Raw genomic sequence first — 26,284 nt, forward strand, 5'->3', positions numbered from 1 at the left:
CTCCCTCTCCCTAAAATTTAAATGGGGGCAAAAGCCCCCTCTTCTTAGTTACTCGGCAGAGATTGCATCTGTTGGGCAGACCTCTACGCATGCACCACAGTCAATACAGTCGTCCGGGTTGATGTAGTATTTTCCGTCGTCAGTTGGGCTGATGGCGTTTGTTGGACATACAGATGCACATGCGCCACAGCCAATGCAGAGTTCAGGGTCAATCTTGTGAGCCATAGTTCTCACCTCCTTAGATAGTAAGGATTTCCTCCTCTTTCTTAGAGAGGAGGTTGTCCACCTCTTTCACGAATCTATCTGTAATTTTCTGGAGTTCGTCTTTAGCCCTTTTAATGTCATCCTCCGAATATCCGCCTTCTTTCTTCAGTTTGTCAAGCTCTTTCATTATCTCGTGACGAATATTTCTAATTGCAATTCTCGCCTGTTCGGCCAACTTTCCGGCCTTCTTAACAAGCTCCTTCCTTCTCTCCTCCGTTAACGGCGGAAGGATAATTCTAATGATGTTACCGTCCCTCTGAGGCTGAACTCCTAAATCTGACTCCCTTACGGCCTTCTCAACGTTGGGAACCACGGAGGCGTCCCAAGGCTGGATTACGATCTGGTTAGCCTCGGGAACAGAGATCTGAGCGATCTGCTTTATCGTCATTATGGAGCCGTAGTAATCAACCTTTATGTCCTCAACTAAAACGGTAGAAGCTCTCCCAGTCCTTAAACCTGCAAACTCTCCCTTTAGAACTTCAACGGCCTTTTTCATCCTCTTTTCTGCATCTTTCAGCAGCTCGTTAATCATAGCCCCTCTCCTTCAACCAGTGATCCTACTGTCTCTCCTTTTACAACCTTCTCCAAGTTTCCCGGTTTTCTGACGTCAAAAACAACAATTGGAATGTTGTTCTCCATACACAGGGAAACGGCGGCAGAGTCCATAACCTTTATACCATTTGTAATTACTTCCTTATACGAGAGCTTGTCAAGTTTCTTGGCATTCTGGTCTTTCATCGGGTCTGCCGTATAGATTCCGTCAACTTTCGTAGCTTTGAGAAGAACGTCGGCGTTTATCTCAGCAGCCCTTAAAGCAGCAGCTGTGTCGGTGGTAAAGAACGGATTTCCAGTTCCGGCTCCAAATATAACCACCCTTCCCTTCTCAAGGTGTCTTATTGCCCTCCTCCTTATGTAGGGCTCTGCAATTTCTCTCATCTCTATCGCAGTTAGAACTCTCGTATGGAGACCTTCTTTTTCAAGGGCGTCTTGGAGTGCAAGGGCGTTTATCACAGTTGCAAGCATACCCATGTAGTCTGCAGTAGCCCTGTCCATTCCCTGAGTAGCTCCGGAGACTCCCCTGAAGATGTTTCCACCACCAATAACAATGGCAACTTGAACTCCAAGGTCCACAACTTTCTTAATCTCCTGGGCGAGCCTTCGGAGGAACTCAGGGTCAATTCCGTAGGGTTTATTCCCCTGGAGTGCTTCTCCACTTAGCTTTAGAAGAATGCGCTTATACTTGAACCCCATCTTTACCTTCTTTAAAGGAGTTAGAAAATTATACGAAAAGGGGGCAGGAGCCCCCTAAAGGTTACTTACCTACTTCAAAGCGGCAGAAACGCTTAACCTTAATGTTCTCACCGAGCTTTGTGATGTAGTCTGTGAGAAGTTCTTGAATTGTCTTGCTGTCGTCTTTGATCCAGGGTTGCTCAAGGAGACACTTTTCAGAGAAGAACTTAGCAAGCCTTCCTTCTACTATCTTCTCAACGATGTGCTCAGGCTTCCCTTCTGCAAGAGCTTGCTGCTTCAGAATTTCTTTTTCCTTCTCAACTGCTTCAGCAGGAACTTCCTCCCTACTTACATACTCAGGAGCCATTGCAGCAACCTGCATAGCTATCTCGTGGCCTAGCTGCTTAAAGTCTTCAGTCCTTGCAACGAAGTCCGTCTCACAGTTGAGCTCAACTAAAGCTCCCACCTTTCCACCTGCGTGGATGTAAGAGACTACGATTCCTTCAGCAGTTGCCCTCTCAGCCTTCTTTGCAGCTTTAGCTGCTCCCTTCTTCCTAAGTATCTCTACGGCCTTCTCTATGTCTCCTCCGGCCTCCTGAAGGGCTTTCTTACAGTCAACGATTCCGGCTCCGGTTTTCTCACGGAGCTCCTTTATCATCTGAGTCGTTATCTCAGCCATTTCTCCTCCTCCTTCTTACTCTTCTGGAAGGAAGTCAAGCTCTTCTTCGGCTGCTTCCTCTCCCTCTGCAAGCTTAATTGCGTCTCTCCTCATCTTTCCTTCAAGGACAGCATCTGCAATCCTTGAGGTGAGAAGTTTGATAGCTCTGATGGCGTCGTCGTTTGCAGGGATCGGGTAGTCAACGAGGTCTGGGTCTGCGTTTGTGTCAACCAGGGCGACGATCGGAACTCCTGCCTTCCTTGCCTCTCTAACGGCGTTCTCCTCCCTAACGATGTCAACGATAAAGAGGGCGTCCGGTAGGCGGTTCATGTTCTCAATACCGCCGATGTACTTCTCAAGCTTCTCCTTTTTCCTGCGAAGCTTAACGGCCTCTTTCTTCGGAAGCTGCTCTAAAACGCCTTCCTCTTCCATTTTTTTGAGCATCTTTAACTTGTAAACAGACTTCCTGATCGTTTGGAAGTTTGTCAGGGTTCCGCCGAGCCACCTCTTGTTAACGTAGAACATTCCGCAGCGCTTTGCCTCTTCCTCTACAATGTCCTGACCCTGCTTCTTCGTGCAGACGAAGAGGACTTTTCCGCCGTTTGCAACGAGGTCTGCGATGTAGTCGTAGGCCTCCTCAAAGTATTTGATGGTCTGCTGAAGGTCAATGATGTGGATGCCGTTACGCTCTGTGAAGATGAACTTCTTCATCTTCGGGTTCCAGCGCTCCTTCTGGTGGCCGAAGTGGACGCCAGCCTCAAGGAGCTCCTTCATCGTTACCCTTTGGCCTGGAGGCCTGGGCTTGAAGGCTTCCTGCTCCTGAACCTCTTGAGTCTGTTCCTGCTGAACTTCTTGAGCCTCTTGGTTTACCTGAGGCTGCTGCTCTTTCATCTCCTCAGACATACCTACCTCCTGTTTAGGTTTTTCCTCCCGAGCCTTCACCCTCCGGAAGAACCCAAAAGGGCACCCCTTCCGGAGTCTGGCCGGTGAGTTTTCAACGGGAAATATATCCTATTTGAAAAAGAAAAGAAACCTCAAGAATTTGGTGACTTCCTCCCTTACTAAGGGGCTTCCCACTTCACAGGGTGCAGTAGCAACCTCCACGGGCATAAGTTCGGGGCAGCCTATCTTAAATTTTTCCCCAACCGCCGCCTCCGGGGGTTTCAATTCTCAACTTCTCTCCAGGGTGGAAGCGCCTTGTAAACTTTGCAGGGAGCTCCACCTCCTCACCTGTCGGTTTAATCAGAACGTTCATTCCTCTCTTTCCGGGTTTTCCTCCCTGAAGGCCGTAAGGGTTGTGGGTTCTCCTTTCAGAAACTACGGTAACGTAAACCTCCTCTAAGAAGAGGAGCTCCCTGACAATTCCGTCTCCTCCTCTCCACTTTCCCTCTCCTCCTGAGTTCTCCCTTACTGAGTACTCCGTAACCATTACTGGAAACTGGAACTCAAGGGCTTCAACGGGAGTATTTAGGGTGTTCGTCATGTGAGTCTGAACGGCACTTTCACCGTTAAATCCTTTTCCTGCTCCTGCCCCACCTCCAACGGTTTCGTAGTATGTGAAACTGTCGTTTCCAAAACTCAAGTTGTTCATAGTTCCCTGAGATGCAGCTGGAATCTTTTCTGGGACGGCCTTAGAGAGAGCTCCAAGGAGGACGTCCGTAATCCTCTGAGACGTTTCAACGTTTCCGCCGGAGACTGCTGCCGGGAACTCTGCGTCAACCACCGTTCCAGGTTTCGTTATCACCTTTATAGGCCTGAGTATTCCCTCGTTCGTTGGAATGTTCTCCTCTGCTAAACACCTGAAAACGTAGAGAGTAGATGAAACCACAATTGACCTTACTGCGTTTAAACAGCCCCTCACCTGAGGGCTTGAAGGGGAGAAGTCAACGAGAGCTTTATCGCCTTCCACCGTAAGAACTACCCTTATTCTAACGTTCCTGTTTCCTGCTCCGTCGTCGTCTAAGAAGTCCCCGAAGGGGTAAACTCCGTCCGGGATTTCAGAAATTACCTTTCTCATCATTCTCTCAGAGTAGTCAAGGAGGGCTTCTGAGTAGGCTTCTAAAACTTCAGGAGAGTATTTCTTAAGAAGCTCCTCCAATCTCTTTATCCCCACCCTGTTTGCCATTATTTGGGCTTTAAAGTCTCCTTCCCTCTCCTCAGGGGTTCTGGTGTTTGCCTTTAAAAGGTTCAGAAAGTCTTTTAAAACCTTACCTTTCTCAACGCACTTAACAGGAGGTATTACCAACCCTTCCTGAAAGAGGCTCGTAGAGAGGGGCATTGAGCCCGGAGTTATACCTCCGACGTCTGAGTGGTGGGCTCTGTTTGCAACGTAAAAGAGGAGCTTCCCTTCGTAGTAGACCGGAGCAACCACCGTTATGTCTGGAAGGTGTGTCCCACCTCTAAAGGGGTCATTAACGACGGCCATATCTCCCTCTTTCAGATTTACCCTTTCAATAACACTCCTAACAGACATCGGCATTGAGCCGAGGTGAACGGGAATGTGTGCAGCCTGGGCAATCATACGGCCGTGGCGGTCAAATATTGCACAGGAAAAATCTCTCCTCTCTTTTATGTTGGGAGAGAAGGCCGTCCTCTGGAGAACAGCTCCCATCTCCTCTGCAACCGAGATTAGGGCATTCTTTATAACCTCAAGCTTTATCGGGTTAACCATTTTCTACCTCTAAGAGCAGGTTTCCGTAGCTGTCAACCTTCACGGTGGCAAAGGGTGGAACTACGATGGTTGAGCTGTACTCAACTATAAGGGCAGGCCCTCTGAAGGAGTGGCTGGGAAGGAGTTTCTCCCTGTCTAAAACCGGAGTTTCTACCCATTCCCCGTCAAAGTAGACCTTTTTACACTTCAAGAGAGCTCCCTCCGGGAAACCCTCTCCACAGGCAGCCACAGGCTCAATTGTAGGTTTTTCGGCCGTTCCAACAGCCCTGACCCTTACGTTAACTACCTCAACTTCCCTGTTGTGCCTGTAGCCGTAAACTTTCTCGTGGAGCTCCTCAAAGCTCTCCTTAAAACCTTCTGAATATGGAACCGTCAACTCAAAGGACTGCCCCTTGTACCTAACGTCAACCTGCCTTTCTAAGACAACCTCTCCTGTAAACTCCTCACCTTCCATCTCCTTTAGAGCTCTCTCCTCAAGCTCCCTGAAGTGTTCTTCCAAGTTCTCCTTAGTTGCCTCTCTTTCTGTAAGCATAACGGTCTTAGAGTAGTCTTTAACGACGTCTGATAGAACCATTCCAAGGGCTGAGAGTATTCCGGGGTTCTTCGGAACGAGAACTCTGGGGATAGAGAGCTCCCTCGCAAGGTAAGCTGCGTGCATTCCCCCGGCACCTCCAAACGAAACAAGGGTAAACTCCTCCGGGGCGTAACCTTTTTCAACAGATATGACCCTTAAAGCCTTTGCCATCTTCGTGTTGGCCACCTCTAAAATTCCCTCTGCAAGCTCTAAAGGAGTTATTCCTAACCTCTTTGCCATCTCCTTAAAGTAGGGAGTTAGCCTCTCGGGGTAGATTTTCATCTTCCCCCCTAAGAAGTGGTCGGGGTCTAAGCGGCCTAAGAAGAGGTTTGCGTCTGTAACGGTTATCCTCTCCCCTCTGCCGTAGCATATAGGTCCCGGGTCGGCTCCCGAACTCTCCGGGCCTACCTGAAGAGCTCCGCCACTGTCAACCCAGGCTATCGAGCCTCCCCCTGCTCCGACAGTATGAATCTCAATAACCGGAACCTTTACAGGTAGGCCTGAAATTTTTGAGTCAACTGAGAGCTTAGGCCTTCCGTCTATCAGGGAGACGTCCGTTGACGTTCCCCCCATGTCAAAGGTTATGAGCTTCTCAAAGCCGGCTAACTTTCCGACCTTCCACGCCCCTATGACCCCTCCTGAAGGCCCAGAAAGGACGGTTCTAACCGGCTCTTTAGATGCAGTTTCCGGAGAGATAACCCCTCCGTTTGACTGCATAATCCTCAGTGTGTCTCCCTCTTTCAGGTTCTTCACCAAGTAATCAACGTATCCCTTAACTTTCGGCATAACAAAGGCGTTGACGACCGTTGTTGAAGCCCTCTCATATTCTCTAAACTCTGGAACAATCTCAGAAGAAACCGAAACAAAGAATCCTTCTTTTTCAAGCCTCTCTTTAACCTTTAGTTCGTCAGCAGGGTTTAAGAAAGAGAAGAGAAACGAGACGGCAACGGACTCAACCTTTAGCTCCTTTAACTTCTCAACTAACTCATCAACCTCTCTCTCTTTCAGTGTTTCAACGTGCTTTCCCTTTGAGTTAAGCCTACAGGAGAGGCCAAAGGAGAGCTCCCTCGGAACAAGGTGCTTCACCTTCTTTACCTTGAAGGAGTAGAGCTCCTCCCTGTTCTGCCTTCCTATCTCTAAAAGGTCTTCAAATCCTCTGTTCGTTATGAACGAGGTTCTTGCCCCTTTCCTCTCTAAAACTGCGTTTGTGGCAACTGTCGTTCCATGGGTTATCCTCCTCCTCTCTCCTCCAATCTGGGAAAGCCCCTTTAAAACGGCCTCAGCCGGGTTTTTGGGAGTTGAGAGAACTTTTAAGACCTGCCACTTTCCATCCTTAAGGTATATGAAATCTGTAAATGTTCCTCCTGTATCAACTCCTACAACAACCATTTCTCTCTCCGGTTTGTTTTGACTTATTCTAAAATAGTTATTCAAACCCTTGGGAGGTCGTTATTTTGGAGAGAAAGCCCGTCGGAGTTGAGATATTTGACAAGATTGCCCACAAGTATGACTCAATCTCAAGGTTTCTCTCCTTAGGAATTATCCCAAGGTGGCAGAGGGAACTAGTTAAAGGTTTAGAGAAACCGGAAAGGGTTTTAGACCTTGCCTGTGGAACTGGAGATGTGGGAGCTCTCCTTTTAAAGAGGGCAGAAATCGTTGTAGGTCTTGACTACTCACTACCGATGCTTGAAGTTGCCAAGAGGAAGTACCCGGAGCTCTATTTGGTCAGAGGAGACGCCCTTAATACACCGTTTCCGGATAAAACCTTTGATACGGTTACTGTTTCCCTTGCTCTCAGACACTTTGAAGACCCTGAAGGAGGACTCAGAGAAATCAGACGAGTTTTAAGAGAGGGTGGAGAGGTTAGAATCTTAGAGGTTTCAATTCCCAAAAACTTTGCCCTGAGGTTCTTATTTCTCCAGTTCCTAAAAAGGGTGATGCTACCCCTTGGAAAACTCAGGTCTAAGGCTGACGTTACAAAACACCTCTACGAGACCATAGCCAACTTTCCACACTACGAGGAGCTCTTAGAGATTGCAAAAAGCGTCGGTTTTAAAGGCGGTAGCTACAGACCGCTACTTTTTGGAATGGCTACGATTTACACGCTGAAAGGATAATCGTATAATACGATTTTGAATTGTTTATTTTCTTTTTTTCAAATCGGTGGAGGGAACCGTGAGAAGGCTTTTACTTGTGGCAGGAACTCTCCTCACTACCGCAAGCTGCGGCGGCGGTGGTGGAGGACTGGCAAAACCCGACGTCCACTATAGAGACTTTGGAATAAACGTTGCCAAGAGAAGTGTTTCCTATCTAACACCTGAAAATCACAAAGACGGCTGGGGACAGAGCAACTGTTTAATCTGCCACCAGAACTTCAAGCACACAATGGCAACTCCCGACATGCCGGCAGACAAGTATCAAAGTTTAATTAACAGCGCTGTAGAAAAGGTTGGAATAAACAACTCTATACTCGTCTGCTCTGCCTGCCACGGAACAAACGGAGTAACAAAAACGGGAGCGGGACAGCCCGTTGAAAGGAAGTGCTTAGTCTGTCACGACAACTTTGAAAGGCTCCACTTCTACAGGGGAACTTCCCAAAGGAAACACTTCCACGACTTTAACGGAAACGGAAGAATTGACGACTTTGACTGCGTAGTCTGCCACTGGCAGCCCGACATGGATGGAATTGTAGAGCCCTATACAGACTTTGGAAGAATAGGCGGAACAGTTAAAAGAAACTCTCAAGACCTCTGTCTAACCTGCCACTCAAAAGGTTGGGGTTCTTTAAGTGGTGAAAAATTGGCCGACACGAACGGAGACGGCGTTGCAGATGCGAAGATTTCTCCTACTCAAACGCCTCCAGATATTGCAACTCCTTGGATAGATAACTGGCACGGCTTAAACGAGTTCACTGCTGGAGATAAACCCTTTAAGAATATTGACATTTCCGGGGAACTCCTCTTCTATACCAAGCACGAGGCTTTAGAGTGTGTAGACTGTCACAACCCTCACGGAAGCAACAATGATAAGCTGATAGTTGAAAAAGTAGGAGAGACTTTAACGCTCGTTAAAGCAGTAAAACAGGTGGATAACACCGCCGAGGTAAAGTATGTCCTAATAGACCCTCAAACAACAGCATTCTTTAAAGACCTCAGCTACAGCGGAGTAGTAGAGGCGAAAGGAAAGACCTACGACCTTTCAAACTCTGGAGAACTAAAGGCTTACGTTAACCTACCTGTTAAAAACGATGACTCGTCTAACGAAACGAACAGGGCAACTGTTCCATCACTGTGTGCAGCTTGCCACGACGGTACTTCAAGTTACTCAAGTGTCAATAACCTTGGACTACCAAAGGACATAGCTACACACGGCGGTGACTCAAGCTGCGTTAAATGTCACTCCCACGGTGGGGGAACCTTCTAAGGTTCTCCTTCCCTTATTTCAAAACCATTTTTACGCCTATAACAATTAAGAGAACTCCAAAAAGCCTTTTCAGAAGGTGCTGGTTCATCCTGTGGAGGAGCTTCACGCCAAACCGACTGCCTAAAATTCCCCCGAGGGCAACAAAAACCGCTGCCGGAACGTAGATGTAACCAAGCTGCCAGCTGAGAACTTTGTGGGCAGGAGTGATCATGTAGAGAAGAGTTCCGAGAAAAGCGTTTATAAATGAAACAACAGAGGCAAGGACTACAACCCGCTTAGTCTCTATCTGAGAAAGGCTGAAGAGAAACGTATTAACAACAACTCCACCACCTATTCCAAGTAAAGCACTGGCAAAGGCGGAAAGGAGAAGGACTAAAGGAATGAGAAGCTCTTCACTTAGAGATATAGAGGGAGCTCCTCCCTTATCGGTAATCAGCTTGATACTTAAAAGGAGAAGGAAAAGGCCAAATATCTTCTTTAAAACGTATCCAGAAACAAAGTGTGAAAAGAGAACGCCTGAGAGAATACCTACAAATATCCACGGAAGGAGTTTAAGGAGCTCCCTTAAATCAACTTTACCACTTAGAACGTGAACTCCCGACGTAAAGAGGGTTGAGACTGTTATTACTGCAAGACTCGTTGCTACCGAGATTTTGAACCCGACCTCTTCAGGAACTCCTAAGTAGCCAGAGAAGAAATAGTTAAACATGGGAACTAAAATTACACCCCCTCCAATCCCAAAAAGCCCAGCAGAAAAACCGGCAATTAAACCTGCAATAAAGAGGAGAACGTAAACTTCCATACTACTTAACCTTTTTACTTACCCATTTTAAGTAAGGAGAAAAGACAAAAGAGGTTAGAATAGCGACTATCTGGGGAACTTCGTAGGGGTAGAGCTCCACCGATCTTCTCTCTGTAGTCTTTAAAAAGCAAGCTATTTCTTCCAACCTTCCCTTCCGGTAGAAACTCTTAATCTCTCCTACAACTTGAGCACAGGCTCAAGGGTTTTTAGAGCAGATTTAAAATTTATCCTAAAAGGAGATTAACTCCTCCGTCTCCATAGCCCTCTTTATGTCCTCTTTTAGTTTATCAACGTTAACCGTGTAAACCGTTCCAGAGTAACCTTCTAAGAGCTCCAATGCGTTCTCAAGCAAGAGCTTAAACCCTCTAAAGTTGTAGTTTGAAAGGTGGTAGTAGGCGACCCCTATCTGAATTAGTGCCTGAAGGAACTCCCTCTCTTTCCCAAACTCCCCCATCCAGACTTCCTCTAAAATCTCGTGGACTTCAAAGTAAAGACCTTTTTTAAAGAGAAGCCTTGCCATCTTAACGTTTTTCTCTATGTCCTCTCCTACCGGTTTAAAGTCTGGTGGGAGCTCTCTTAAAAACCCATCGTAGTTTTTCGCCTTCTCCCTTACGTATTCTTCAGTTATTGGATCATCTGGAGAGAACTTTAAGGAACTGCCCTCTACCTTAAAGAGGGGAAACTCCGAAACGACTTCCTCTAAAACTTTTTCTGAGTAATTTCCTTCTCTCTCAAAGACTGAATCTACGACTGCCTTTAACTTTAGAAGGTGTTTCTCTTCTTTTTCCCTTAGGTAGTCGCAGAGGTTGTGGGCAAACCAGTTTCTAACTTCAAACAGATCCATTGTGGCTTCCTCGGTGGTTGTGAAAGGGGGAAGGAGCTCCCCCTTAATTAGTTATCTGAACCAACGACTTCGTCCGGGTGGGCAATCCTTCCAAGGATTGCAGAAGCTGCCGCAACTGCCGGTGAAGCAAGGTAGACTTCACTTTCAGGGTGACCCATACGGCCTACAAAGTTCCTGTTCGTCGTTGCAACTGCCCTCTCACCTTTGGCCAAGATTCCCATGTGTCCGCCAAGACACGGACCACAGGTTGGAGTTGATACGACGCATTCTGCGTCAAGGAAGATGTCAATAAGACCCTCTTTTAGAGCCTGCCTGTAAATTTCCTGAGTTGCAGGTATAACGATACAGCGAACGTTTGGGTTTACCTTCTTCCCTTTCAAGATTTGGGCTGCAATTCTTAAGTCGCTAATCCTTCCGTTTGTGCAGGAACCGATAACAACTTGATCAATTGTTACGTGGGTTGCCTCTGTTACAGGCCTTGTGTTTGAAGGAAGGTATGGAAATGCAACTTGAGGCTCAATCTTTGAAACGTCTATCTCGTAAACCTCTGAGTATTCGGCATCTGGGTCGGACTTGTAGAGCTTGTAGGGTCTTTTGGCCCTTCCCTTAACGTATTCAAGTGTTATCTCGTCTGGCTCAATGATTCCGTTTTTAGCTCCAGCCTCAATAGCCATGTTACAGATCGTAAATCTGTCGTCCATGGGGAGCTCCCTTATGGCCTCTCCTGTGTGCTCCATCGTCTTGTAGAGAGCTCCGTCAACCCCTATCTTTCCAATAACGTAGAGAATGATATCCTTACCACCTACCCACTTTTGGCGTTTACCGTAGTAGATAAATTTCATCTGCTCGGGAACTTTGAACCATACCTCTCCTGTTAGCCAGGCGTATGCCATGTCCGTTGAGCCTACTCCTGTTGAAAAAGCTCCGAGGGCTCCGTAGGTGCACGTATGGGAGTCTGCTCCGATTACAACGTCTCCAGGAACCACAACTCCTTGCTCAGGTAAGAGGGCGTGCTCAATACCAACCCTTCCTTCCGGCCAGAAGTGCTTAATCCCAAACTCCTTTGCAAAGTCCCTCATCATCTTAACCTGCTCTGCAGCCTTAATGTCCTTGGCCGGAACGAAGTGGTCTGGAACTAAGGCTATCCTCTCCCTATCCCAAACGTTCTTAGCGCCTAAGGCTTTAACCTGTTTGATGGCAATTGGGGCTGTAACGTCGTTTGCAAGGGCTATGTCTACCTTACACATAACAAGTTCACCTGGGTAAACCTCCTTCTTACCTGCATGGTCTGCCAGTATCTTCTGTGTTATCGTCATTCCCATCTCGTCTCTCCTTTTAGGAGTTTTAGAGCTTGAAATTATATCAGTGGCTTTAGTTTAACCAGCTGAAATTGTAGAATTTCGGCAGGGAGGGAAACTTGAAACTCCTCTTTGGTGGAAGTTTTAACCCGGTTCACCTTGGACACCTCCTTGTTGCAAGGGACGTCCTTGAGGACTTCGGTTTTAAAGAAGTCATTTTCGTTCCGGCAAACGTCCAGCCGTTAAAAGGGGAGCTCCTCATTCCTTCAGAAGTTCGGCTGAGGGCCCTGAAAGAGGCGGTTAAACCTGAACCTCGGTTTAAAGTTTGGGACTACGAGCTCAAAAAGGGAGGGATTTCATACACATACGAGACGTTGGAGGAGTTCCACAGACTCTACGGAGAAGAGCCCGTTTTTATGATGGGAACGGACTCTTTTAAGAGCTTCCCAAAGTGGAAAAAGCCAAAGAGGATTTTGGAGCTCTCTAAAGTTTTAGTCGTCTCAAGACCGGGTGAAAAAGTCAACTTAGATTCCGTTTTAGAGAAAGTAGGAGTAAAGGTTCCTACTGCGGAGTTTAAAAAGGGAAAAACCAAACTGAACGGCTGGAGGGTGGCCCTTTACAGGGGAAGGTTAATTGAGATTAGTGCAACCGAAATCAGAGAAAGGTTAAAATCTGGCCGACCGATTACATACATGGTTCCTGAAAAAGTTGAAGAAATTCTAAGGAGGTGGCGGGAAGATGCCTTACAGCAAAATGTTTAAGAAGATGACCCTTAGAGACGTCCCACCACAAGAACTTGAAGGGAAAAAGGTTTTTGTAAGAGTTGACTTTAACGTTCCAATTGAAGACGGCGTTATCACAAACGACAAGAGGATTAGAGCTGCCCTTCCGACGATTAATTACCTGATGGATCATAAGGCGAAAGTCGTTCTCTGTTCCCACTTAGATAGACCAAAGGGGTGGGATCCGAAACTCTCCCTAAAACCTGTAGCTGAAAGGCTTTCAAGGCTTTTAGAGAAAGAGGTAAAGTTTATTCCCGACTGTATCGGGGAAGTAGCTAAAAAAGGGGTTGAGGAGCTCAAACCAGGAGAAGTAGCCCTCCTTGAAAACGTTAGGTTTTACCCGGAGGAGACGAAAAACGACCCTAAGTTTGCTAAAAAACTTGCAGATCTTGCAGACATATACGTTAACGACGCCTTCGGAACTGCCCATAGGAAACACGCCTCAACCTACGGAATTACAGAGTTCGTAAAGCTTGCAGTTGCAGGATTTCTCCTTGAAAAGGAAATAAAGTATCTTGAGAGAGCTCTGGCAAACCCTGAAAGGCCGTTAGTCCTCATAATCGGTGGCTCAAAAGTTTCTGGGAAGTTGGAGGTTATAGAGAACCTTTTAAAAATCGTTGACAAGATGCTCGTTGGCGGCGGTATGGCCTACACCTTCCTCAAGGCTGCCGGGTATAACGTAGGAAAGTCTTTGGTTGAAGATGAGCTGATAGACACTGCAAAAAGGATTATGAAAGATGCCGAGGAAAAGGGAGTTAAGTTCTACATCCCGGTTGACAGCAACAACGCAGATGAGTTTTCTCCAACTGCCCATACGAAACTTACCACCTACAAGGAAATCCCTGACGACATGATGGGCTTAGACATAGGTCCTGCAACCGTTGAACTCTTTAAAGAGGCTCTATCAGACGCGAAGACAATTCTCTGGAACGGCCCAATGGGAGTTTTTGAGTTTGAGAAGTTCCGCTTCGGAACGATGGCAATCGGAAAGATAGTTGCAGAACGCAAAGAAGCTCTCAGAATCGTAGGCGGTGGGGACAGCGTTGCCGCAATTGAGATGCTTGGACTGGAGCACGAAGTTGACCACGTCTCAACGGGTGGAGGTGCTTTCCTACAGTTCCTTGCAGGTAAGGAGCTCCCCGGAGTAATGGCACTTACAGATAAAGAGTAGTTTCGGCGGGAGCTCCCGCCTTCTAATAAACAATTAGGTTTACTCCCCTATACCTCAGGTAGGGTATCTCCTCAGACTTGTCAAAGGAGTCAACCATAAACCAGTCTTTCTTAGGAGTTGATATTAAAAGTCCCTCTACGACGAACTTTGACCTCTTCCCGTTTGTCCCCGGCGGCTCATAGAGGACAAGTTTTACAAACTTGTTTGCCAAAGGAATCAGTGAGAGAATTGACTCCACATCGTTGAGGAAGTTCCCTGTAAGAACGAAAACTTTATACCCCTGAAGCTCTAAATTGGTTCTTTTCTCAGGGGTAATGTAATCGTAAACAACGGCTATTTTAAAGTCTGGAAAGACCATTCCTTCCAGAATCTCCTGTCCCTTTTTACCGGTCAGCAGGTAGATGAGCTGGGATATCTTGTCAAGCCCTTCGCCTGTAAGGATTTTTAACTCACCCCAACCTTCTCTATCGTCGGGAACTTTAAATCTGGGTTCAACAACGGCAATTCCGTAGGCCAAAAGTAAGTTCTTCAGCGTTGGAGGTGTATCGGGAGAGCTATTTATCACAGTTCTCTGACCTGTAAACCGGTTGTAAGCAAGGTAGTCGTAGTGGTAGGTTAAAATGTCGTTCTCCCCAATAATAAGGGTTCCGTTCTTCTGAACCGATGAGAAGTTTGCAGATATAGCAGACTCAAGAACCGTCCCGAGGGAATCACTGTTAACAACCGATATTCCAGCTTCTGAAAGGGACTTTTTTACGTTTCCCGGAAGGTTTGAAAAATCTATTAAAAATCTTCTTCCACCTACAGTTACCAGAGGGTCTTTTCTAAATGATATCTTCCTATCTCCGACAAAAAGGTATCCGTCTCTATTTACACTGCCTCCTAAACGTTGAATAAGCTGGAGCTCCCTCTCCTCATTCAATTTTTTAGAAACTTTTTTGGGAGTTTTGAGAACGGGAGCTCCATTCTCAACTGGAAGCTTTATAGTCTGACCGACGTATATTAAGTCAGGATTTTTTATGTTATTCAGTTTCACAACCTCATAGAGAAGATGAAATGGAACTTTAAATAACTTCATTATCTTTAACAGAGTATCTCCTTTCTTTACCTTGTAAACAACAAATTTCTTCTCAAGTTTAGGTGAAACTTGCTCCTTGACAACGTTTATCTGATAAGTTGCACCGTAAGCTGAATAAGAAATCAAAGAGAGAATCAAGAGAACTTTCTTAACCATTTCTCTAAATCCCTCAGTGCTCTTTCGGCAAGGTATTTTCTACGGTTAAGTTTACCCTTTATTCTCCTTTCAGGGGGAGGAAGAAGTCCGAAGTTTGCGTTCATAGGCTGGAAGGTTTTCGGGTCTGCACTTGTGATGTATTTAAAAAGAGCTCCAACCATGGTAGTCTCCGGCGGGTAAATTGGCTCCTTTCCATCTAAAAGCCTTGAAGCGTTAAGGCCTGCAATAATCCCTGTTGCCGCAGATTCGGGGTAACCTTCAACTCCCGTTATCTGCCCTGCAAAGAGAACTTTTGGGTTCTTCTTCAGCTGTAAAGTCCTCAAAAGGAGTTTTGGAGAGTTTATAAAGGTGTTTCTGTGGATACTCCCGTAACGAGCAAACTCTGCGTTCTCAAGTCCTGGGATGAGCCTAAAGACTCTTTTCTGCTCAGGGTACTTGAGCTTTGTCTGAAAGCCAACCAAGTTTAAAAGGGTTCCCTCTCTGTTCTCCTTCCTTAGCTGTACAACTGCAAAGGGCTGTTTCCCCGTCCTCGGGTCAATTAGTCCAACAGGTTTTAGAGGACCAAAGAGAAGGGTCTGCTTTCCCCTCTCGGCCATTTCCTCTATCGGCATACAACCTTCAAAGTAACAGGCCTTTTCAAAGTCCTTAAGGGGAACTTTCTCGGCCTCCATAAGGGCGTTGTAGAACCTTTCATACTCTTCTTCAGTCATCGGGCAATTAAGGTAGTCGTCTCCTCCCTTACCGTAACGGGAACCCCAGAAACATTTAGAGTAGTCAATTGTATCGGCGTAAACGATTGGTGAAATGGCGTCGTAGAAGTGGAGCTCCTCCTCTCCCAAGTATTCCCTCAAAAACTCTGAAAACCTATCTGAGGTTAAAGGTCCCGTTGCAACTATGGTTATTCCTTCTTTCGGGAGCTCTATAACCTCTTCCCTGATTAATTTAACGTTTGGATTACTTTCTATCTTCTCCGTTATGTAGTCTGCAAACTTTTCCCTGTCTACGGCCAGAGCTCCCCCTGCAGGAACTGCAGTCTTCTTCGCAGCCTCAACAACCAAAGAGCCCAACTTCTCCATTTCTGCCTTTAAAAGGCCTCTCGGAGTGGTTATGTCTATTCCGCCAAGAGTGTTGGAACAGACAAGCTCTGCAAGTTTATCGGTTTTGTGGGCTGGGGTTGTCTTCTCTGGTCTCATCTCAAAAAGCCTTACCTTTTTTCCCTCTTTAGCCAGCCTGTAGGCAGCTTCAACTCCAGCCAGTCCACCGCCAATAACGTTTACTACCTTCATCTCTCTCCTTCAGTGAATTTTGTAGATTTTAAGATAGTTCTTTCTGTGACTCGTGCTCTCCTTTCCGACCAGCCTCACCTTCCCAAACCCCATTGTTGTTTTCCTTCCTATCCCGAAAACTCGGCAAACCTTGAGAAGGCATTGAGGTATTTGAGGAGCTCCGGCTTCGGAGCTGGCGGAGGTTTTGGAGGATGCGGAGCAGGGGGAAGGTAAACCAAATTAGGAGAGAAAGTTGGGAAAGGTTTTAGTAGCAGTTCTTTTAATCGTTTTGGCTGTTCTGTTCATCTACGTTATCTCAAACCTCGTAGGAAGGTTTTTCGGGTTTACAAAGCTTGAATATCTCCAGTTCGGTGAAGAGGTTGAAAAGAGGCCTTAGGTAAAGTGGTAGAGGGAGGGAGCTCCCTCCCTTAATTAGAAGAAGTAGAGAACGCTACCCTGGAACCTGTTAACCGTTCCGTCTCCGTATTTATTCCCCGCAAAATCTGTATCCGGGTAGTCTGTCTTAACCCTTAAGTACTCTCCCATAAAGCCTAAAGAGTGGGTAAGCCTGTAAAAGGCGTTGGCGTAATACATAGTGTTCTTTAACCTTGCTAACACAGGATATTTTCCGTTGTACTGAAGGTCATCATCGTCGGGGTTATCTACTCCGTATCCCAAGTGGAAAATCCACTGAGGATTCGGTTTAAGTGTTACTTCTACCCAACCTCCTTTTGCATCAATTTCTTTTGCATTAATAGGATAACCTTTAAGTTTTGTATCTACCTTTCCTCCACTGTATACGTATAGAACTCCCTGACCAACTCCTCCCGTATACCAACCACCAAGGTTTCTACCTTTCCAGAGCTTTCCGGATATTGTGAGCCATCCTGCCGGAGAAATTGCTCCTTCTAAGCCGTAAGAGTAAGTATCAAGGTTTTTCTCATCGCCATTAGAAAGGGTAACCTGTTCTTTTCCAACATGGCCTATAGCTCCAACGTGGAGCTTAACACTTCCAAGGCTGAAATCGTAAGCTAATCTTCCTTGAACGTCAGGTCTTCCAGAGTTTGAACCTGTATCTATCCACGGCTTAAGAGTCGGATCAGGGTCTCCCCAAACTTTATCAAGGGCTACTTGTGTAGTTAACTTACTCTCTTCAAACTTTAAAAGCTTTGTGAATCTGATCTGAGGAATACGGTAACCGATATTACCCATCATAGCACCGGAAGGGAAGTTTGAAAGATGAGGATAGAGTTGGGTTAGAAGCATCCAGTCAAGACCAGCTCTAATGTTCCAGTCCTCTTTTCCGAACTGAACCCAGGCCTTCCTTACTCTGATTCCGGCGTGGTTGGGGTTGTTGTCGTTGTCGTCAAGTGTTCCATAGAAATCAAACTCAAAGTTTCCGAGTATGTTGTAGTCTCCCTCTTTAGTTTTTATCAGGAAACCGAAACGGCTGTGCTTAAAGTTGATGTTGAAGTCATTGTCGTTACTATGTTTAAGGTAAGGAAACGAACTGTCTATAACTTTGCCATCAGAGTTTTCAGGTAGTGCAAAGAGGATAAAGTCTTTTCCTACGGCTTTTGAATCTGAATAGGATGCGTCAATCTTGAAGTAGCCGTAGAAGTCAACGGCCTTACCGGTTTTGCTCTTAAAAGACGGAGCTCCCTTCGCAGAAACAGTCGGAACTCCTCCCAACTTACTCCTTAAAACCTTTACTTCCTGGCGGAGCTCCCTGTTCTCTTCCCTTACCTGCTGGAGCTCTTTCTGCATCTGCTCAATCATCTGCTTCAGCTGTTCAACCTCCGGGTCTGAAGCCTGAGACGGCGAAACGGAAGATGCAACTAAAACTAAGCTTGTAAGTAACAGAGCTCTTCTCATAATTCCCCACCTCCTCCTAAGAGAACTTTTTGACCCTAACGGCCTTACCTTCGCTCCTTGGTATCTCTCCCTTCTTCTTTAGAGTTACCTTTATGTGAAGACCTAAGAGGCTGTATATCTCCTCCTCAATCCTCTCCTTTAAGCTCTCGTCCTGCCTCTCAGACTCAATTACCACCTCAACAGTGTCCTTTCCTTCAACTTTCCCGATAATTATCTGGTAGTTAGGAAGGACTTCGGGGTACTTCATTATCACCTCTTCAACCTGCCTCGGGTAAAAGCAGACTCCCTTAACCTTTAACATATCGTCTGTTCTTCCCTTTATCCTGTCAAGCCTCAGGTGAGTCCTTCCACAGTTACACCTCTCCCGTGAAACCACCTTAGTTATATCTCTGGTTCTGTACCTAACGAGGGGAAGCCCTTCCCTTGTGAGGGTCGTTACTACCAGCTCTCCCTCTTCTCCGTCCGGAAGGACGTCTCCCGTTTCCGGGTCAATAATTTCAACGATGTAGTGGTCTTCCCAGACGTGGATTCCAGAGTGGGCTTTACAGTCTATTCCCAGTCCAACTCCTCCCGTTTCAGTCATCCCTATAATGTCAAAGGTCTCTATTCCCATTTCCTTCTCAACGTATCGGCGCATCTCGTCACTCCAGACCTCTGCGCCGAAGATACCAACTCTAAGGTTTGTTTCTGAGAAGTCAAAACCCTCCTCCCTTGCCACCTCTATCAGCCTTATTGCGTAAGAGGCGATTCCTGCAAGGGCAGTAGTTCCAAAGTCTTTCATGAACTTCAGCTGTAGGAGGCTCCTTCCGGGGCCTATGGGAACAACAAAACAGCCGATCTTCTCAGCCCCGTAGTGGAAGCCGAAGCCTCCGTTAAAGAGACCAAACGATGGTGTAATCTGAAGAACGTCTGTATAGTTAAGACCTGCGGTAGAGAGGCACCTTGCCATAACCTCTGCCCACTGTTCAACGTCTGAAGGGGTGTAGGGGTTGACTACAGGCGTTCCCGTAGTTCCGGAGGACATTTGAAACCTTACAAACTCGCACTTGTCGCCGCAGGCAAGCCCGAAAGGGTAGTTCTCTCTCAGGTCTTCTTTTGTAAGGAAGGGAAAGCTCTTTAAATCTTCAAGGCTCTTTAAATCTGAAGGCTCCGGTTTTCCGATCTTCTCCCAGTATTTTCTGTTTTTCTCCTTTATCCTTGAAACAGTTTTCTTCAGCCTATCCAACTGCAGTTTCTCAAGGAGCTCCCTATCTAAAGTCTCCAATCTCCTTTGAAACATCCCTCCTCCAGCAAATTTAAAACCTCTAATAATATCTAGATTTTATACAATATTTTCATATTCATTTGAAAGGGAGGTAGGGAATGTCCTTAAAAGAGAAGGACTACTTGCCAAGGGAGGAACTCCAAGCACTCCAGCTAAAGAGGTTAAAGGAGACGGTTGAGAGGGTTTACCACCTCGTTCCATTCTACAGGAATAAGTTTGACGAGGCTGGAGTAAAACCTTCAGACGTAAAAAGTTTAGATGACTTAAAGAAACTTCCCTTTACCACGAAGCAAGACCTTAGGAATAACTACCCCTTCGGCCTCTTCGCCGTTACTATGGATCAGGTTGTCAGGATTCACTCATCCTCAGGAACAACCGGAAAGCCGACGGTTGTAGGCTACACGAGGCACGACCTGAAGGTGTGGACTGAAGTGATGGTTAGAACGTACCTGATGGCAGACGTTAACGAGAAAGACGTAGTCCACAACGCCTACGGTTATGGACTGTTTACAGGGGGATTGGGATTCCACTACGGGGCAGAGGCAATAGGAGCAGCAGTTGTTCCGGCAAGCGGAGGTTTTACGAAAAGGCAGTTAATGTTAATGAAAGACTTTGGAGCGACGGTTCTCTGCTGCACTCCCTCCTTTGCCCTCCACCTTGCAGAGGTTGCAAGGGAAGAAGGATACAACCTTCAGGAAGACTTTAAGCTGAGGGCAGGTTTCTTCGGGGCTGAGCCTGCATCTAAGGCTCTAAAGGAGACTGTTGCAAAGGAGTGGGGAATTCAGTACGTTGAGGCATACGGACTTTCGGAGATCATAGGCCCGGGAGTTGCCGCAAGCTGTGAGCACGGTAACCTCCACATTTTTGAAGACCATTTCATCCCAGAAGTCATAGACCCGGAAACCGGAGAAGTTTTACCAGACGGAGAGGAAGGGGAGCTTGTAATAACGACCCTGACGAAACAGGCACTTCCTATGATTCGCTACAGGACGAAAGACATAACTGTAATCCACAGAGAGCCCTGCTCCTGCGGTAGGACTCTTCTCTACATTGAGAGTATAAAGGGAAGGGCTGACGATATGCTGATCGTTAACGGCGTAAACGTCTTCCCGTCCCAGGTTGAACACGTTATTGCAAAGGTTGAAGGGGTTACTCCAAACTACGTTATCGTTGTAGATAAGAAGGGGGTTTTAGATAAGCTTGAAGTCTGGGTTGAAGTTGACGAAAACATCCTTAGAGACGGCGTTGGAACACTGGAGAGGCTTCAAAGGAAGCTTGAGGAGGAGCTCCTAAACAACCTCTACATAAACGCCAAAGTGAAATTAGTTGAGCCCAAAACATTGGAGAGGAGTATGGGTAAGGCCAAGAGGATTGTTGACAGGAGACAACTTGAAGGTTAGGAGGAGAGAATGAGAGGAAAGTATGGAGTTAAGCAGATATCGGTCTTCTTAGAAAACAGGAGGGGAAGGCTTGCAGACGTTGCAAGGGCCCTTGCTGAAGCAGAGGTAAACATAAGAGCTCTCTTCTTAGCAGACTCCTCTGAGTTTGGAATACTGAGGCTTGTCGTAAACAACCCTGAAAAGGCAAGAGCTGTCCTCTCTGCCAAAGGTTTTGCCGCAAGCGAAACAGAAGTTTTCGCCGTTGAGGTTGAGGATAAGCCCGGAGGGTTCTACAGGGTTGTTAAGACCCTGTCTGAAAATGGAATTGACGTTGAGTATACCTATGCCTTTGCAGGTGCCTCAAACAGGGCAATTCTCTTCTTCAAGGTTCCAGACGATGATTTTGAAAAAGCTCTAAGCCTCCTCCACGGCGAAGGCCACAAGTTAGTAGAGGCTGCAGAGTTTTACTCCTAGAACAATTAGGGGGTGTCAGATGGATTTCTTAATGGCGGTTCTGCCAATTTTGGTGGTTCTGTTTGGAATGCTCTTCTTTTCCCGCTCTGGCGTTTTTATGTCTGTGGTTGGCTGGATTTTCGCAGGCCTTGTAGCCTACCTGTACTTTAAAACTCCCCTTTCTGTTGTTTGGGGAGCAAGCGTTTACGGTATCGTCAAGGCCTTTGCAATTACGTTTGCCGTTGCCTTTACAATGCTGATGATATTCATAATGAGGGAGACGGAAGCTCTCGATGAGGTAGTTAAAACAATTCTTTCAATCACTAAAGACAAAGTCCAGCAGACTCTGTTTATTGGCTTAGGTTTCGGTTCACTTGCAACGTCTTTAGGTGTCGTAACTCCTGCACTTTTTCCACCGGTCTTTGTAGCCTTAGGTTTTACTCCTCTTGCTGCCGTTGCAATATCGGTTCTCTGCTACGACCCTCTAACTTCATTTGCGCTCCTCTCTATTCCCATAACCCTTCCCGCAAAGGTTGCATGGGGTCCTTTTGGGATTCACCCTCCCGGGATTAAGGACTTAGACCACTTCATCTGGAGCTTCACTCAGCACATAACCGTTTTCCTTCCGGTTGTCTCCGTTGGTTTTGCCTTTATGATGCTCTACTTCGTCGGAAAGTGGGAAGCCATTAAGAAAAACTGGTTTGGGGCTACAGTTGCAGGGCTTACTCTCTCTCTAACGGCTTTACTTTTAGCCTTTACGAGAATAGTCCCCGTGGAAGTTATCGGTATCTTCTCAGGTTTTCTAACTATGGTTGTTTCATACTTCATCTACAAGAGGAGAAGTGAGGAAAAGGTAAAGTTAGATATAGAATTTTTAAAGGCTGCATCTCCATGGATTCTCCTATTTACCTTTTCCCTCATAACGAACTACCCTCCAGTTAAAAAGTTCTTAGCCCAGCTCCCTGGAAACCTTGAAGTTCTTACAATTGCTGGAAAAAAGGAAGATCTTAACGTCCTTGCCCACGTCTACTTCTGGATTTTGGTTTCAACAGTTCTATCACTGCCGATTCTAAAGCCAACGGGAGAGCAGCTCAAGAAGGCATTTAGTGCGTGGATAAAGAGCGTCTGGAAGCCCTTTATCGCCTACTCTCTCTTCTTCGCTGTTGCCTTTATAATGGCCTGGTCTGGAATGGAGTTTGTAAACGGAAAGCTCCACCCGATGGTTCAGTTTAAGCAGCTCAACATGGACTACATCATAGGGAAAACACTTGCAGACTGGTTCGGTTCTCTCTACCCGTTAGTCTCTCCGTTCTTAGGGCTGCTTGGAGCCTTTGTAGGTGGAAGTGAGACGGCCTCAAACGTTCTATTTGCAAAGATACAGTTCGGAGCCACCGTTGCGACTGTTGGAGCTCCCGCCTTTATGGCCATTTACGGAGCCCATGCAGTTGCAGGAGGAATAGCAAGCGCCATAACTCCTTCAAAGATTACAAACGCTGCTGCTTTAGTAGGAGTTAAAGGAAAGGAGGAGGGAGAGCTCCTAAAAACCCTAATCCTTCCTGTTTTAGCACTAACCCTCTTTGTTGGAGTTATGGTTCAGCTAATTGTTCTTACCGTAAAGTAGTTAAAACTCTGCAGAGTAGATTATCCTCAGTGGGCATGCGGGTATGCAGTGGCCGCAGCCCACGCACTTGTCCTTGTTGAATTCAACCCTGTAGGTTTTTGGGTCTAAGTAAAAGGCGTTTGTCGGACAGGGGGCTATGCAGGCTCCACAGTGGACGCACTTTTCGTCTTCCCTGAATATGTCAAGCTCTAAGGGTTTAAGCTTTATCTTTAGGCTCAGTAGGAACTTAACCGCCTCTCCTATTTTCTTCCTGTCCCCTCGGAGCTCTACAACCGCCGAGCCCTCCATCTTTGGGAGAATTTCAGCCCTCAGTATGTTGACGACCAAGTCGTAGTCTTTTACCAACTTATATATAACCGGCTTGTCCCAAGTCTCCTTGGGAAAGTGGAGAACTAACCTCGTTGATGTCTCTTTCAACTAACTACCCCTTCTTGAGAATGAGTATCAACACGATTTTAATATACCTTTACCTTTAAGACTTAACAACCTGAACGGGAATTCTCTTCCTCACAAATACCTTCATAAACTGCTGGAATTTTCCGGTAAGTCCCGGTTCCCTTGAGACAAGTCCGAACAGAACGTCTTCGTCCCCTTTAACCCTGAAGTAGAAGCTGTAGGTGTAGATGAGCCAGGTCTTCTTGTATCCTGCAGCAGCCGCCTCTACCTTTTTCCAGTCAACCTCTCTAACAGTGTTCCCTCTAAAGTCCTTTACCTTTACTCCCTTTGGAGTTAAGAGGAGCTCAAAGCTCTTTAGGAAAGGTCTTGACTGCCAGATGACAACTCCTGCAAAGATAAGGGCTAAAGCTCCGAGTATCCATTTCCACGGTGAGGAGAGGAAGAGAGCTCCGACAAAGAAAAGAAAATCAAAGATGAGAGGAACTGCGATGAATAGAATGTCCTGCTTAACTCTAAACTCTCTCCTCTCCATCAGCTAACCTCCAGCATTCTCTCAATCGCCTGCCTTGCTCCCTCTGCTACCTCTGGGTTAACCCGAACCTCAAACTGCTCCCTCTCAAGGGCTCTAAGGAGTCTCTCAACCGTTATCATCTTCATCTGGTCGCAGATAAACTCGCTGTAGGCAGGTATAAACTCAACGTCCGGCCTCAGTTTTTTGAGCTGGTAGATTGTTCCCTTTTCGGTTCCAACTATTACCTTCTTTGACTTAGTTTCCTTTACGAACCTAACTATTTGCGAGGTGCTTCCTACAAAGTCTGCAATGTCCCTTACCTCTTTCCTACACTCGGGGTGGACGACAAAAACGGCATCTGGGTTTTCCTCTTTTACCCTTACTGCCTCTTCCAGAGTCAGTTTCTGATGGACGGGGCAGTATCCATTCCAGACCTTAACCTCCTTTCCCTTTACCTTCTCTGCAACGAATGAGCCAAGGTTCTTGTCTGGAACGAATAGGATTTTCTCAGCGCCTAAGGACTCAACGATTCTCACGGCGTTTGCAGAGGTGCAGCAGATGTCTGAAACCGCCTTAACGTCGGCAGAGCTGTTCACGTAGGTAACAACCACGTAGTCAGGGTTTTTCTCCCTGAACTCCTTTATCTCTTCGGCAATTGCCATATCTGCCATAAGGCAGCCGGCTTTATAGTAGGGAATGAGGACTTTTCTGTCAGGGTTTAAAATCTTTGCCGTCTCTGCCATAAAGTAGACGCCGCAGAAGACAATAATGTCTCCCTCTGCCTCCTTTGCCTTCCTTGCAAGCTCAAGTGAATCTCCGACGAAGTCTGCAACCTCCTGGAGAGCTCCGTCAACGTAGTAGTGGGCAAGGACAACGGCCCTCTTCTCCTCTTTTAGTTCCTCTATCCTCTCTAAAACGTCCATTTCTACTCCCACTCAATCGTTCCCGGGGGTTTTGATGTAATGTCGTAAACGACCCTGTTTACCCCTTCAACCTCGTTGATTATTCTGTTTGATATCCTCTCAAGGAGCTCGTAGGGAAGCTTTACCCAGTCGGCTGTCATCCCGTCTGTGCTCTCAACAGCCCTAACGGCTATAACGTAGTCGTAAGTTCTGACATCTCCCATAACTCCGACTGTTTGAATCGGCAGAAATACGGCAAAGGACTGCCATATCTTGTCGTAAAGTCCTGCCTTCTTAATCTCCTCAAGGACTATGGCGTCAGCTTCCCTCAGTATTTTTAGGTATTCCGGCTTAACTTCTCCAATTATCCTTATAGCAAGGCCTGGTCCAGGGAAGGGCTGTCTCTTTATTATCTCCTCAGGAAGTCCAAGCTCCCTTCCGAGCTCTCTAACCTCGTCCTTAAAGAGCTCCCTTAGTGGTTCAATGAGTTTAAAGTTTAGCCTTTCTGGAAGCCCTCCAACGTTGTGGTGGGACTTTATCGTTGCAGAGGGGCCCTTAACGGAAACGCTCTCTATTACGTCTGGGTAGAGGGTTCCCTGGGCTAAGAACTCTGCGTTTGGTATCTTCTTCGCTTCCTCCTCAAAGACCTCAATGAAAGTGTGGCCGATTATCTTCCGTTTCTTCTCAGGGTCTGTTACCCCTTTTAGCCTCTCTAAGAAGAGTTCTGAGGCGTCAACTACCCTAAAGTTCTTCATGTGGAACTTCTCTTTAAAAGTCCTCTCTACAGTCTCCCTCTCCCCTTTTCTTAAAAGACCTGTATCAACGAATATCGGGTAGAGCTGATCTCCAATTGCCCTGTGAAGGAGTGCAGCAACGACTGAGGAGTCAACTCCTCCGGAGAGGGCACATATTACGTTCTTGTCTCCAACGGTTTTCCTAATCTTCTCTACCTCATACTCAATGAAGTTGTGCATCGTCCAGGTCTGTTCACAGCCGCAGATTCTCACTGCAAAGTTCTCAAGAATTCTGTCTCCGTACTGGGTGTGTTTAACCTCCGGGTGGAACTGGACTCCAAATATCTTCCTCTCTCTATTCCTGATTGCTGCGTATGGGGCGTTTTCCGTTTCGGCTATCGGCTCAAAGCCTTCCGGAATTCTCAGAACTCTGTCTCCGTGGCTCATCCAGACAGTAAACCGTTCTGGGAGACCGTAGAAGAGGTCCGAGTTGTCTAAAACACGGAGCTCCGCCTTCCCATACTCGTGTCTCTCTGCCCTAACTACTTCTCCTCCAAAGAGGTAAGTAATCAGCTGCATTCCGTAGCAGATGCCGAGGACAGGAACTCCCAAGTTAAATATTTCCTTACTTACTTTTGGAGAACCTGGAGCGTAAACGCTTGCAGGCCCTCCGGATAGGATTATTCCCTTCGGCTTAAACTCTTTAATCTTCTCAATCGGCTTGTTGTAGGGGTGAATCTCACAGTAGACGTGCTTCTCCCTCAGCCTCCTTGCAATGAGCTGAGTATACTGGGAGCCAAAGTCCAAAATGAGAATCTTACTTTCGTGAATGTCCTTAGCGGCCATAACCTCTCCTAAATTAGAGTTTCTTCAAAACAAAGTAGAGAAAGACCATTGAGACTGTAAATCCAACGATAAATATAACAATTAGTT

27 protein-coding genes are annotated in these 26,284 nt (G+C 46.5%); 8 read left to right on the forward strand and 19 right to left on the reverse strand.

The window, feature by feature from the left end; all coding sequences use genetic code 11:
• Nucleotides 1–48: 48 nt before the first annotated feature.
• The 7 genes from ACZ424_RS05815 to ACZ424_RS05845 form a co-directional block, all read right to left on the reverse strand.
• Nucleotides 49–225 (reverse strand): ATP-binding protein, encoded by a 177-nt coding sequence (locus ACZ424_RS05815; protein WP_464904038.1) that lies wholly within the window; start codon nucleotides 223–225, stop codon nucleotides 49–51.
• Nucleotides 226–238: 13 nt separating this feature from the next.
• Complete coding sequence (gene frr / locus ACZ424_RS05820) at nucleotides 239–796, reverse strand: ribosome recycling factor (RefSeq protein WP_464904039.1); 558 nt, start codon at nucleotides 794–796, stop codon at nucleotides 239–241.
• Nucleotides 793–1,515: a UMP kinase gene (gene pyrH / locus ACZ424_RS05825; RefSeq protein ID WP_464904040.1), complete on the reverse strand. Its 723-nt coding sequence runs from the start codon at nucleotides 1,513–1,515 to the stop codon at nucleotides 793–795. The genes frr and pyrH overlap by 4 nt, the downstream gene beginning before the upstream one ends.
• 61 nt (nucleotides 1,516–1,576) lie before the next feature.
• Complete coding sequence (gene tsf, locus ACZ424_RS05830) at nucleotides 1,577–2,173, reverse strand: translation elongation factor Ts (protein ID WP_464904041.1); 597 nt, start codon at nucleotides 2,171–2,173, stop codon at nucleotides 1,577–1,579.
• Between the two features lie 15 nt (nucleotides 2,174–2,188).
• On the reverse strand, nucleotides 2,189–2,926 hold the full coding sequence (rpsB, locus tag ACZ424_RS05835; RefSeq protein ID WP_464905218.1) for a 30S ribosomal protein S2: 738 nt from the start codon (nucleotides 2,924–2,926) through the stop codon (nucleotides 2,189–2,191).
• Between the two features lie 355 nt (nucleotides 2,927–3,281).
• Nucleotides 3,282–4,823, reverse strand: coding sequence for a hydantoinase B/oxoprolinase family protein (locus ACZ424_RS05840; protein WP_464904042.1), 1,542 nt, complete (start codon nucleotides 4,821–4,823; stop codon nucleotides 3,282–3,284).
• Nucleotides 4,816–6,786 carry a hydantoinase/oxoprolinase family protein gene (locus ACZ424_RS05845; protein WP_464904043.1) on the reverse strand — a complete coding sequence of 657 codons (1,971 nt, stop codon included), beginning with the start codon at nucleotides 6,784–6,786 and terminating at the stop codon, nucleotides 4,816–4,818. The genes ACZ424_RS05840 and ACZ424_RS05845 overlap by 8 nt, the downstream gene beginning before the upstream one ends.
• Nucleotides 6,787–6,851: 65 nt before the next feature.
• Here ACZ424_RS05845 and ACZ424_RS05850 point away from each other — a divergent pair, with 65 nt between their 5' ends.
• Both ACZ424_RS05850 and ACZ424_RS05855 read left to right on the forward strand, forming a co-directional pair.
• A complete protein-coding gene (locus ACZ424_RS05850) occupies nucleotides 6,852–7,514 on the forward strand; it encodes a ubiquinone/menaquinone biosynthesis methyltransferase (RefSeq protein ID WP_464904044.1) in 663 nt (220 codons plus the stop codon).
• 58 nt (nucleotides 7,515–7,572) lie between these two features.
• Nucleotides 7,573–8,820, forward strand: a complete 1,248-nt coding sequence (locus ACZ424_RS05855) for a cytochrome c3 family protein (protein ID WP_464904045.1) — start codon at nucleotides 7,573–7,575, stop codon at nucleotides 8,818–8,820.
• A 13-nt stretch (nucleotides 8,821–8,833) separates the two neighbouring features.
• Here ACZ424_RS05855 and ACZ424_RS05860 read toward each other — a convergent pair whose 3' ends face one another.
• From ACZ424_RS05860 to leuC, 4 genes are all read right to left on the reverse strand, one after another.
• Nucleotides 8,834–9,622: a sulfite exporter TauE/SafE family protein gene (locus tag ACZ424_RS05860; RefSeq protein WP_464904046.1), complete on the reverse strand. Its 789-nt coding sequence runs from the start codon at nucleotides 9,620–9,622 to the stop codon at nucleotides 8,834–8,836.
• A gap of 1 nt (nucleotide 9,623) precedes the next feature.
• On the reverse strand, nucleotides 9,624–9,767 hold the full coding sequence (cutA, locus tag ACZ424_RS05865) for a divalent-cation tolerance protein CutA (protein WP_464904047.1): 144 nt from the start codon (nucleotides 9,765–9,767) through the stop codon (nucleotides 9,624–9,626).
• A gap of 84 nt (nucleotides 9,768–9,851) precedes the next feature.
• Nucleotides 9,852–10,466, reverse strand: coding sequence for a DUF309 domain-containing protein (locus tag ACZ424_RS05870; RefSeq protein WP_464904048.1), 615 nt, complete (start codon nucleotides 10,464–10,466; stop codon nucleotides 9,852–9,854).
• A gap of 47 nt (nucleotides 10,467–10,513) precedes the next feature.
• Entirely contained in the window at nucleotides 10,514–11,788 is a 1,275-nt protein-coding gene (gene leuC / locus ACZ424_RS05875) for a 3-isopropylmalate dehydratase large subunit (RefSeq protein ID WP_464904049.1), read from the reverse strand.
• Between the two features lie 95 nt (nucleotides 11,789–11,883).
• Between leuC and nadD the strand changes: the two genes are divergently transcribed.
• Nucleotides 11,884–12,525, forward strand: a complete 642-nt coding sequence (nadD, locus tag ACZ424_RS05880; RefSeq protein WP_464904050.1) for a nicotinate (nicotinamide) nucleotide adenylyltransferase — start codon at nucleotides 11,884–11,886, stop codon at nucleotides 12,523–12,525.
• The gene (locus ACZ424_RS05885) at nucleotides 12,503–13,717 is read left to right on the forward strand and encodes a phosphoglycerate kinase (protein ID WP_464904051.1); all 1,215 of its coding nucleotides are present in this window, start codon (nucleotides 12,503–12,505) and stop codon (nucleotides 13,715–13,717) included. Before nadD ends, ACZ424_RS05885 begins: the two co-directional genes overlap by 23 nt.
• Nucleotides 13,718–13,739: 22 nt before the next feature.
• Here the strand turns inward: ACZ424_RS05885 and ACZ424_RS05890 are convergent, their stop codons facing one another.
• Nucleotides 13,740–14,951 carry a LysM peptidoglycan-binding domain-containing protein gene (locus tag ACZ424_RS05890; protein WP_464904052.1) on the reverse strand — a complete coding sequence of 404 codons (1,212 nt, stop codon included), beginning with the start codon at nucleotides 14,949–14,951 and terminating at the stop codon, nucleotides 13,740–13,742.
• A complete protein-coding gene (gene trmFO / locus ACZ424_RS05895) occupies nucleotides 14,930–16,237 on the reverse strand; it encodes an FADH(2)-oxidizing methylenetetrahydrofolate--tRNA-(uracil(54)-C(5))-methyltransferase TrmFO (RefSeq protein WP_464904053.1) in 1,308 nt (435 codons plus the stop codon). Before trmFO ends, ACZ424_RS05890 begins: the two co-directional genes overlap by 22 nt.
• Nucleotides 16,238–16,469: 232 nt before the next feature.
• On the opposite strand from trmFO, the gene ACZ424_RS05900 reads away from it, so the two are divergent.
• Nucleotides 16,470–16,613, forward strand: a complete 144-nt coding sequence (locus ACZ424_RS05900; RefSeq protein WP_464904054.1) for a hypothetical protein — start codon at nucleotides 16,470–16,472, stop codon at nucleotides 16,611–16,613.
• A gap of 35 nt (nucleotides 16,614–16,648) precedes the next feature.
• Here ACZ424_RS05900 and ACZ424_RS05905 read toward each other — a convergent pair whose 3' ends face one another.
• On the reverse strand, nucleotides 16,649–18,091 hold the full coding sequence (locus tag ACZ424_RS05905; RefSeq protein WP_464904055.1) for an FtsB family cell division protein: 1,443 nt from the start codon (nucleotides 18,089–18,091) through the stop codon (nucleotides 16,649–16,651).
• Nucleotides 18,092–18,107: 16 nt separating this feature from the next.
• Nucleotides 18,108–19,370 (reverse strand): phenylacetate--CoA ligase family protein, encoded by a 1,263-nt coding sequence (locus ACZ424_RS05910; protein ID WP_464904056.1) that lies wholly within the window; start codon nucleotides 19,368–19,370, stop codon nucleotides 18,108–18,110.
• A gap of 83 nt (nucleotides 19,371–19,453) precedes the next feature.
• Here ACZ424_RS05910 and ACZ424_RS05915 point away from each other — a divergent pair, with 83 nt between their 5' ends.
• From ACZ424_RS05915 to ACZ424_RS05925, 3 genes are read left to right on the forward strand one after another with little or no spacing between them, the layout of a single operon-like run.
• Nucleotides 19,454–20,755, forward strand: coding sequence for a phenylacetate--CoA ligase family protein (locus ACZ424_RS05915; protein ID WP_464904057.1), 1,302 nt, complete (start codon nucleotides 19,454–19,456; stop codon nucleotides 20,753–20,755).
• 9 nt (nucleotides 20,756–20,764) lie between these two features.
• Nucleotides 20,765–21,208, forward strand: a complete 444-nt coding sequence (locus tag ACZ424_RS05920) for an ACT domain-containing protein (RefSeq protein ID WP_464904058.1) — start codon at nucleotides 20,765–20,767, stop codon at nucleotides 21,206–21,208.
• Between the two features lie 19 nt (nucleotides 21,209–21,227).
• Nucleotides 21,228–22,808: an L-lactate permease gene (locus ACZ424_RS05925; protein ID WP_464904059.1), complete on the forward strand. Its 1,581-nt coding sequence runs from the start codon at nucleotides 21,228–21,230 to the stop codon at nucleotides 22,806–22,808.
• Here the strand turns inward: ACZ424_RS05925 and ACZ424_RS05930 are convergent, their stop codons facing one another.
• Genes ACZ424_RS05930 through guaA form a run of 4 tightly spaced genes read right to left on the reverse strand, consistent with a single transcriptional unit; the run spans nucleotide 22,809 to nucleotide 26,197 of the window.
• Nucleotides 22,809–23,225 (reverse strand): NIL domain-containing protein, encoded by a 417-nt coding sequence (locus ACZ424_RS05930; RefSeq protein ID WP_464904060.1) that lies wholly within the window; start codon nucleotides 23,223–23,225, stop codon nucleotides 22,809–22,811.
• 55 nt (nucleotides 23,226–23,280) lie between these two features.
• Nucleotides 23,281–23,736 (reverse strand): hypothetical protein, encoded by a 456-nt coding sequence (locus tag ACZ424_RS05935; RefSeq protein ID WP_464904061.1) that lies wholly within the window; start codon nucleotides 23,734–23,736, stop codon nucleotides 23,281–23,283.
• Entirely contained in the window at nucleotides 23,736–24,638 is a 903-nt protein-coding gene (nadA, locus tag ACZ424_RS05940; protein ID WP_464904062.1) for a quinolinate synthase NadA, read from the reverse strand. The genes ACZ424_RS05935 and nadA overlap by 1 nt, the downstream gene beginning before the upstream one ends.
• Before the next feature lie 2 nt (nucleotides 24,639–24,640).
• A complete protein-coding gene (gene guaA / locus ACZ424_RS05945; RefSeq protein ID WP_464904063.1) occupies nucleotides 24,641–26,197 on the reverse strand; it encodes a glutamine-hydrolyzing GMP synthase in 1,557 nt (518 codons plus the stop codon).
• Nucleotides 26,198–26,284 lie beyond the last annotated feature (87 nt).

It is taken from the genome of Thermovibrio ruber, from assembly GCF_055380895.1.

Coding starts and splice junctions, on each gene's coding strand:
- ACZ424_RS05815 (WP_464904038.1), bottom strand. CDS start 225: ATGGCTCACAAGATTGACCCTGAACTCTGCATTGGCTGTGGCGCATGT.
- frr (WP_464904039.1), bottom strand. CDS start 796: ATGATTAACGAGCTGCTGAAAGATGCAGAAAAGAGGATGAAAAAGGCC.
- pyrH (WP_464904040.1), bottom strand. CDS start 1,515: ATGGGGTTCAAGTATAAGCGCATTCTTCTAAAGCTAAGTGGAGAAGCA.
- tsf (WP_464904041.1), bottom strand. CDS start 2,173: ATGGCTGAGATAACGACTCAGATGATAAAGGAGCTCCGTGAGAAAACC.
- rpsB (WP_464905218.1), bottom strand. CDS start 2,926: ATGAAGGAGCTCCTTGAGGCTGGCGTCCACTTCGGCCACCAGAAGGAG.
- ACZ424_RS05840 (WP_464904042.1), bottom strand. CDS start 4,823: ATGGTTAACCCGATAAAGCTTGAGGTTATAAAGAATGCCCTAATCTCG.
- ACZ424_RS05845 (WP_464904043.1), bottom strand. CDS start 6,786: ATGGTTGTTGTAGGAGTTGATACAGGAGGAACATTTACAGATTTCATA.
- ACZ424_RS05860 (WP_464904046.1), bottom strand. CDS start 9,622: ATGGAAGTTTACGTTCTCCTCTTTATTGCAGGTTTAATTGCCGGTTTT.
- ACZ424_RS05870 (WP_464904048.1), bottom strand. CDS start 10,466: ATGGATCTGTTTGAAGTTAGAAACTGGTTTGCCCACAACCTCTGCGAC.
- leuC (WP_464904049.1), bottom strand. CDS start 11,788: ATGGGAATGACGATAACACAGAAGATACTGGCAGACCATGCAGGTAAG.
- ACZ424_RS05885 (WP_464904051.1), top strand. CDS start 12,503: ATGCCTTACAGCAAAATGTTTAAGAAGATGACCCTTAGAGACGTCCCA.
- ACZ424_RS05890 (WP_464904052.1), bottom strand. CDS start 14,951: ATGGTTAAGAAAGTTCTCTTGATTCTCTCTTTGATTTCTTATTCAGCT.
- trmFO (WP_464904053.1), bottom strand. CDS start 16,237: ATGAAGGTAGTAAACGTTATTGGCGGTGGACTGGCTGGAGTTGAAGCT.
- ACZ424_RS05905 (WP_464904055.1), bottom strand. CDS start 18,091: ATGAGAAGAGCTCTGTTACTTACAAGCTTAGTTTTAGTTGCATCTTCC.
- ACZ424_RS05910 (WP_464904056.1), bottom strand. CDS start 19,370: ATGTTTCAAAGGAGATTGGAGACTTTAGATAGGGAGCTCCTTGAGAAA.
- ACZ424_RS05915 (WP_464904057.1), top strand. CDS start 19,454: ATGTCCTTAAAAGAGAAGGACTACTTGCCAAGGGAGGAACTCCAAGCA.
- ACZ424_RS05920 (WP_464904058.1), top strand. CDS start 20,765: ATGAGAGGAAAGTATGGAGTTAAGCAGATATCGGTCTTCTTAGAAAAC.
- ACZ424_RS05925 (WP_464904059.1), top strand. CDS start 21,228: ATGGATTTCTTAATGGCGGTTCTGCCAATTTTGGTGGTTCTGTTTGGA.
- ACZ424_RS05935 (WP_464904061.1), bottom strand. CDS start 23,736: ATGGAGAGGAGAGAGTTTAGAGTTAAGCAGGACATTCTATTCATCGCA.
- nadA (WP_464904062.1), bottom strand. CDS start 24,638: ATGGACGTTTTAGAGAGGATAGAGGAACTAAAAGAGGAGAAGAGGGCC.
- guaA (WP_464904063.1), bottom strand. CDS start 26,197: ATGGCCGCTAAGGACATTCACGAAAGTAAGATTCTCATTTTGGACTTT.